General features: G+C 70.2%; 5 protein-coding genes, 1 other RNA gene and 1 pseudogene. 6 read left to right on the top strand and 1 reads right to left on the bottom strand.

Annotated features, from left to right (window positions below; all coding sequences use genetic code 11):
• Positions 1 to 405: pseudogene (locus HOY81_RS26610) on the top strand (collagen-like protein); the annotation flags it as partial.
• A gap of 192 nt (positions 406 to 597) precedes the next feature.
• On the opposite strand, the gene HOY81_RS26615 reads toward HOY81_RS26610, so the two are convergent.
• Positions 598 to 795, bottom strand: coding sequence for a hypothetical protein (locus HOY81_RS26615; protein WP_237323268.1), 198 nt, complete (start codon positions 793 to 795; stop codon positions 598 to 600).
• Positions 796 to 1,078: 283 nt separating this feature from the next.
• Between HOY81_RS26615 and ftsE the strand changes: the two genes are divergently transcribed.
• The 5 genes from ftsE to ssrA all read left to right on the top strand — a co-directional run bounded on the left by ftsE (position 1,079) and on the right by ssrA (position 5,038).
• Positions 1,079 to 1,768, top strand: a complete 690-nt coding sequence (gene ftsE, locus HOY81_RS26620; protein ID WP_237323269.1) for a cell division ATP-binding protein FtsE — start codon at positions 1,079 to 1,081, stop codon at positions 1,766 to 1,768.
• Between the two features lie 34 nt (positions 1,769 to 1,802).
• A complete protein-coding gene (gene ftsX, locus HOY81_RS26625; protein WP_237323270.1) occupies positions 1,803 to 2,714 on the top strand; it encodes a permease-like cell division protein FtsX in 912 nt (303 codons plus the stop codon).
• A 67-nt stretch (positions 2,715 to 2,781) separates the two neighbouring features.
• Complete coding sequence (locus HOY81_RS26630; protein ID WP_237323271.1) at positions 2,782 to 3,966, top strand: S41 family peptidase; 1,185 nt, start codon at positions 2,782 to 2,784, stop codon at positions 3,964 to 3,966.
• An 18-nt stretch (positions 3,967 to 3,984) separates the two neighbouring features.
• Positions 3,985 to 4,503: an SsrA-binding protein SmpB gene (smpB, locus tag HOY81_RS26635; protein ID WP_237323272.1), complete on the top strand. Its 519-nt coding sequence runs from the start codon at positions 3,985 to 3,987 to the stop codon at positions 4,501 to 4,503.
• Positions 4,504 to 4,666: 163 nt separating this feature from the next.
• Positions 4,667 to 5,038: a transfer-messenger RNA gene (gene ssrA, locus HOY81_RS26640) on the top strand.
• Positions 5,039 to 5,122: the final 84 nt, after the last annotated feature.

The raw sequence follows: 5,122 nt of genomic DNA on the forward strand, positions 1-5,122 counted from the left end.
ACCTCCGAGGGTGGCGACCAGGGTGGCACCTCCGAGGGCGGTGACCAGGGCGGTACCTCCGAGGGCGGCGACCAGGGTGGCACCTCCGAGGGCGGTGACCAGGGTGGCACCTCCGAGGGCACCGACTCCACCGGCGGCAGCACCGGCGGTGAAGAGCCGGCGACCGTCGGCGGCAGCGGCGGCGAGGAGCCGGCGACCGTCGGCGGCGGCGCCGGCGGCACCGAGCCCGAGGTCGGCGGCAGCCAGCCGGTCGGTCAGGAGCAGCCGCAGGAGGAGCTCGCCGAGACCGGTGCGGCCGAGACGACCTTCCTGGTCGTCGGTGCCGCGACCATGATCGCGGGTGGCGTCGGCTTCCGGGTGATGCCGCGCCTCCTCACCAACCGTGGCGGTGCGGCCGCCGCCTGAGGCGACGACCGTGGCCGGTGACGGCTCAGGGGCCCGGACGCGTCCGCGTCCGGGCCCCTCGCCGTCGGTCTTCCCGTGCCAGGCCGTTCAGGTTGTGGCTGACGCCGCCTGACCCCGTCTGACGCTGTCAGGCCGGCCTCGACCCCGATGGCCAGGCCTGGCCACCTTCACGTCACCTCTGGTGGCAGCGGGTCATGCCGTGGCTACGCGCTGTGCCAGCACGGCCACCGCGATCAGGGTGAGCAGCAGGCCGATCATCGCCGCCGGGGTCAGCGTCGCGAAGGGCCCGCCCTCCTGGTGCAGGCGTGCGCGGTGGGCGCGGCACACCGAGCAGCGGCCCTCGCTGACCGGGCCCGCGCAGTTGGCACACACCAGTCGGTCGCATGTCATGCGATCTCCTCCTCAGTCCGCCAACGCCGTCGCCGGGCCTTCCGTTCCGGGGCGGTCCCACTTTCCACTGTGCCAGGTGTCGCATCCGGACGCAGAGGAGTGCTTCGGGGGCCGTCCGGCACGGGGCCCTGCCGGAAATGCGGGTATGTGCACCGTGCAGAAACCCCCGGGTACCGGACGCCGACTGCGCAGCGCGCAGCGCGTCGCGTAGTGTCACCACAACCTAGGGGGAGCCGGTCGGCGGCTTCCACTCCCCTACCCAGGCCGACGTGGTGCAAAAACCGTGATCCGATTCGACAACGTCTCCAAGTCCTACCCCAAGCAGAACCGCCCCGCCCTCCGCGACGTGTCGCTGGAGGTCGAGCGTGGCGAGTTCGTCTTCCTGGTGGGCTCCTCCGGCTCCGGCAAGTCCACCTTCCTGCGGCTCATCCTCCGCGAGGAGCGCGCCAGCCACGGCCGTGTGCACGTCCTGGGCAAGGACCTCGCGCGGCTGTCGAACTGGAAGGTGCCGCACATGCGGCGCCAGCTCGGCACCGTCTTCCAGGACTTCCGGCTGCTGCCGAACAAGACGGTGGGCGAGAACGTCGCCTTCGCGCTGGAGGTGATCGGCAAGTCCCGCGGCCAGATCCGCAAGACCGTGCCCGAGGTGCTGGAACTCGTCGGCCTCGGCGGCAAGGGCGACCGGATGCCCGGCGAACTCTCCGGGGGTGAGCAGCAGCGGGTGGCGATCGCGCGGGCCTTCGTGAACCGGCCCATGCTGCTGATCGCGGACGAGCCCACCGGCAACCTCGACCCGCAGACGTCCGTCGGCATCATGAAGCTGCTGGACCGGATCAACCGCACCGGGACGACGGTGGTCATGGCCACCCACGACCAGCAGATCGTCGACCAGATGCGCAAGCGCGTCATCGAGCTGGAGCAGGGCCGACTCGTGCGTGACCAGTCGCGCGGCGTCTACGGCTACCAGCACTGAGCTCGTCCCCAGGAGAAACGCAGGAAAGGACGCCATGCGCGCCCACTTCGTACTGTCGGAGATCAGCGTCGGTCTCCGCCGCAATCTCACGATGACCTTCGCGGTGATCGTCTCGGTGGCCCTGTCCCTGGCCCTGCTCGGCGGCTCGCTGCTCGCCCGCGACCAGGTCAGCACGATGAAGGGCTACTGGTACGACAAGGTCCAGGTGTCGATCTACCTGTGCAACAAGAACGACGCCGAGTCCGACCCGAACTGCTCCCGGGGTGCCGTCACCGAGCAGCAGAAGCAGCAGATCAGGACCGACCTGGACAAGCTCGACGTGGTCGAGAAGGTCTACCACGAGTCGGCGGACGAGGCGTACAAGCACTACAAGGAGCAGTTCAAGGACTCCCCGCTGGCCGACTCGCTGACCCCGGACCAGATGCAGGAGTCCTACCGGGTCAAGCTGAAGGACCCGACCAAGTTCAAAGTGATCAACACCGCGTTCTCCGGCCGGCAGGGCGTCCAGGAGGTCCAGGACCAACGGAACCTGCTGGAGAACCTCTTCAACCTGCTCAACGGCATGAACGTGGCGGCACTCTGTGTGATGGCGCTGATGCTCGTCGTGGCGCTGCTGCTGATCGTGAACACCGTACGGGTCTCCGCGTTCAGCAGGCGGCGCGAAACGGGGATCATGCGCCTGGTGGGTGCCTCGAGCTTCTACATCCAGCTCCCGTTCATCCTGGAGGCGGCGATCGCGGGGCTGATCGGCGCGTCGTTCGCCTGCGTCCTGCTGCTGGGCGGGAAGTACTTCCTCATCGACAACTGGCTGCAGGAGAAGATCCTGCTCATCAACTTCATCGGCTGGGAAGAGGTCGCCAAGGTGCTGCCCCTGATCCTGGCGGTCGGCATGCTGATGCCCGCTATTGCAGCTTTCTTCGCTCTACGCAAGTACCTCAAGGTGTGACACACGACGCGCGTTCTGTACGCACAACTGCCCTTGAGGCCCTTGCATCTGGCCTAGACTCCGCATCATGTCGGGCACGTGGAAGGACGCTGCGAACCCCCGCCGGTTGCGACGCGGGACGGCCCTGACACTGGTCTTCGCGGGCGCACTCGCGACCGGCGCGGCCACCGGCTCCTGGGGCGGGGTGGAGGGCGACTCCACCCCGCCCGCCGGTGAGGCGTCGGCCCGCCGGGTACCGGTCGGTGCGGTCGCCGAGGAGGCCAGGGAGGCCAAGGAGGACGCCGAGGACCTGGTGAGCCGCAGCGGCGACCGCTGGTCCGCCGCCTACACCGCGCGGGAGTACGAGGGGCTGGAGCAGTCCCTCGACGGCGCGTACACCGGGACCGGGATCACCGTGGAACAGGCCGGCGTACCCGGCCCCGGCCACGCCGTGGACATCGCCCGGGTGCAGCCCGGCAGCCCCGCGGACCGCGCAGGGCTGCGGGCGGGCGACCGCATCCGGGCCGTGGACGGCACCCGGGTCCGCGGAGTACCGGTGACCGAGGTGGTGGCCATGCTCCGCGGCGCCACCGCCGAGTCGCCCACGGACGCCGCCGAGCCGGGCAGCGTCGTGGAGCTGACGGTCCGCCGGGACGGCCGCGAGTGGCGCGAGACCCTGCGCCGGGAGCGGCTGACCGCCGAGACCGTCACCGTGGACCGCACGGCCCCGCGCACCACGCGCATCAAGGTCACCTGCTTCACGGAGGACTCCGGCGCCCGGGTCCGGGAGGCGGTCGAGGAGGCGCCGGAGGGCTCGGGCTTCCTGCTCGACCTCCGCGGCAACTCCGGCGGGCTGGTCGGCGAGGCCACCGAGGCCGCCGGGGCGTTCCTGGACGGCGGACTGGTCGCCACGTACGACCACGACGGCACCCAGCGCGCGCTCTACGCGGACGAGGGCGGGGACACCGAGGCGCCCCTGGTGGTGCTGGTCGACGGCGGCACCATGAGCGCCGCCGAGCTCCTGACCGGCGCGTTGCAGGACCGGGGCCGGGCCGTGGTGGTCGGCTCCCGCACCTTCGGGAAGGGGTCCGTCCAGGTGCCCCACCGGATGTCCGACGGCTCGGTCGCCGAGCTCACCGTCGGCCACTACACCACCCCCTCCGGGCACGCCGTGCAGGGCACGGGCATCACCCCCGACCTCCGGGTGCGGGCCGCGGACCGGGCCGAGGCGCGGGCCGGGACGGTATTGAGTGGCCTCGCAGCCGGGTCGTAGTGGAAGAATGGCCTGGTTATGGCGAAGACCAAGGGCAAGGCCGCCGGCAAGGCCAAGGGCAAGAACCCGGAGCGGCAGCTCGTCGCGCAGAACAAGAAGGCGCGGCACGACTACCTGATCCTGGACACCTACGAGTGCGGCCTGGTGCTCACCGGCACCGAGGTCAAGTCGCTGCGGCAGGGGCGCGCCTCGCTGGTGGACGGCTTCGGGCAGGTGGACGGCGGCGAGGTGTGGCTGCACAACGTGCACATCCCCGAGTACGCCCAGGGCACGTGGACCAACCACTCCGCCCGGCGCAAGCGGAAGCTGCTGATGCACCGGTACGAGATCGAGCGCCTGATCGGCAAGACGCAGGAGACGGGCCACACGCTGGTGCCGCTCGCGCTCTACTTCAAGAACGGCCGGGCGAAGGTGGAGCTGGCGCTCGCCAAGGGCAAGAAGGAGTACGACAAGCGGCAGACGCTCCGGGAGAAGCAGGACCGCCGGGAGGCGGAGCGCGCCATCTCGGCGGCCCGGCGCCGGCAGCGGGCCCTCTGAGCTGCCGCGCCGGGGCCGGGCACCCCGACGGACGCGTCCTGCGGGACGTGCCGGGCGGGCGGGAATAGGCTGGCACCCGTACGCGTTGATCCCGTACGATGGGCACAGCACCGGGCTCACGGGCCTGCTCAGGGGCCTGGTGCGGTGATTGTCAACTCAACATGGGGATGATCGGTTTCGACAGCGGATGTCGAAGCAGGGGAAGCGAGCCGAGGAACGCGGCAATGATCTCGTTAACCATGTGCCGCAAAAAAATAATCGCCAACACCAAGCGCGATTCCTTCGCCCTCGCTGCCTAAGTAGCGACCTGCGAAGTGTCGGCCCGGGGATGTTCCCGCCCCGGTGTCCGGCATCGACTAGGGGACTCACCGCGTAGGCCTGGTCACGGGGTCTACCGGGACATCTCACAGTGACTGAGCCCGTCGGAGACTTGTCCGCGTGATCTCCGGGGCTGAGAAAATCGCAGCGGACTGCGCTCGGAGAAGCCCTCCTTCTGCTCCGTTGGACGCGGGTTCGATTCCCGCCATCTCCACGAAGGCGACAGGCGACGTGTGCCCGCGGAACGCGCGGGCCGCGTCGCCTTCGTCGTGTCTGCGAGGCTGCGCCTCGCGTGGCGGGG

Source organism: Streptomyces sp. JJ36 (genome assembly GCF_021696945.1).
Taxonomy (GTDB): Bacteria; Actinomycetota; Actinomycetes; order Streptomycetales; family Streptomycetaceae; genus Streptomyces.

Excerpts from the sequence above, each read along its gene's own strand:
- ftsX (WP_237323270.1), top strand. The coding sequence starts at position 1,803 with ATGCGCGCCCACTTCGTACTGTCGGAGATCAGCGTCGGTCTCCGCCGC.
- HOY81_RS26630 (WP_237323271.1), top strand. The coding sequence starts at position 2,782 with ATGTCGGGCACGTGGAAGGACGCTGCGAACCCCCGCCGGTTGCGACGC.
- smpB (WP_237323272.1), top strand. The coding sequence starts at position 3,985 with ATGGCGAAGACCAAGGGCAAGGCCGCCGGCAAGGCCAAGGGCAAGAAC.
- HOY81_RS26615 (WP_237323268.1), bottom strand. The coding sequence starts at position 795 with ATGACATGCGACCGACTGGTGTGTGCCAACTGCGCGGGCCCGGTCAGC.